The sequence below is a fragment of the Chamaesiphon sp. VAR_69_metabat_338 genome (assembly GCF_031423935.1).
Lineage (GTDB): Bacteria > Cyanobacteriota > Cyanobacteriia > Cyanobacteriales > Chamaesiphonaceae > Chamaesiphon.
This window is the reverse complement of record NZ_JANPGM010000339.1, coordinates 1-1,656: the sequence shown is the minus strand read 5'-3', so window position 1 is coordinate 1,656 and position 1,656 is coordinate 1. Positions and strand designations below refer to the sequence as shown.

Here is a 1,656-nt window from a genome sequence, read left to right as displayed (position 1 = left end):
ATCTGTAAAGCTATGAAATGTCGTTTGTCCTTTGGTTAAGCCGCCCGTAATATTTAAGTTATTATTACTGCCCGATACTGTCGTACCCAAACTCGGATCTGCAACTGGCGATCGATTTGTGGGTGTATATGTTTGGGCGCGAGCGGGCAGATGACAAGTCAGACACAGGAAAGTAAGAACAGCAAGAGAAGATTTAATTTTTAGCATGATTTATCGGGTAGATTAAAAGATTGATTAGAGCTAGAATTACGCGATCGAGAAAAGACAGATATCGACCGACAGAATATTATTAAATAGCTTGATTTTGCATGGATTGTTATGATGGTTGAAATTTAAACCTCGCTCTAATAGCCCAGTCATCAACGATCGACTGTCAACGATCGACTATTGCCAGTTACCAACCAAAACAAATGGTGCCCAATAATATGGCGATCGATATTTGGGGTTACTCATCAGTGTTTGTTGAGCTTGCCGTAATGATTCGCTTTTACCGAGTTTTTTAGTAGCTAAATTTTGATAGAGGCTAATCATTAACTCCTGGGTAGCTTCATCGCTGACTGCCCATAAAGAGGCGATCGTGCTTTTGGCGCGCGCTCTAATCGCCACACCCGCTAAACCTAAGGTGGCGCGATTATCGCCAGCGGCTGTTTCACAAGCACTCAATACTAATAATTCGATCGCATTATCCGATCGATTCCCACGATCTTTGAGCAGATTGCTCAAGCGATCGAGGCTCAAACGTCCGTCCCAAGTCACCAGAAATGTATCTTCAGCTCTGGAACTAAACTGCCCGTGCGTGGCTAAATGGACGATCGGTGCGTTGCTTGCGACTAAATTACTGGAGACTAATTTACTATTGAATTCTTCATTGAGTAATTTCTGAGAGGGCATTAATTTACTAATTGATTCGATTTCTGGTTTGACACCTGGTAAAGCGGGAAAACCCTGCCGACTTTCCGAAATCCCCCCGAGTAATACTTGCGATCGCATGCGCGCTCTCCCATCTGGGGGCGGTACTAATTGCAATCCTGGTGTTAATGCGAGATTATAATTTTCAAATAAGTATTTGTCGCCATCATACAATATTGACATGGGAATACTTCTAAAGGCCCCATCGAGAACGAAGACTAAAGTTTTAGTTTTAGTGGCGGCAAGCTCACTGGCTAATGGTGCGAGGAGCAGATCGTAAAGCTGTTTAGATTTGGTCTTAAAGGCGCGTTCTTGTTGAGGGCTATAGTTGGGATCTTGGAGCTTGCGTTGCAATCCAGTGATGGTTTTTTCAACCGTAGCTGCCGGAATTTTTTGGCTGTAATAACGCAGCGGCTGTCCGGGAATTGAAGCGATCGTGGCTACGCGATCGGGTAAAATAATTGGATAAATGACTGTCGCCGATCGATCGATTTTTTCGAGCGATACGGTATAAGTATCTAAACAACCCTGGCGGAGAAAGTTCTCTAATTCGGCGACTTGCAAAGATTCGATCGAATCGCGAGCGGTGGCTAAATCGGCAGCCGAGATCGATTTGCCATCTTTTAATAACAGATTGACATATTCGCGATAGATCGGTTCGACACTATCGCGGAAAGAAAATTGCAAGTCGGCATCGATCGCATTTAAGTCATTGCGCAATAACTTAAGATGATTGATGGCTTGACG

General features: G+C 43.9%; 2 protein-coding genes. Both read right to left on the bottom strand.

The window, feature by feature from the left end:
- A partial coding sequence (locus RMO84_RS09685) for a hypothetical protein (RefSeq protein ID WP_310488263.1) occupies positions 1-207 on the bottom strand: 207 nt, incomplete at its 3' end.
- Positions 208-384: 177 nt separating this feature from the next.
- Positions 385-1,656 (bottom strand): CHAT domain-containing protein (locus tag RMO84_RS09680; RefSeq protein ID WP_310488262.1); only part of this gene is annotated, 1,272 nt, incomplete at its 5' end.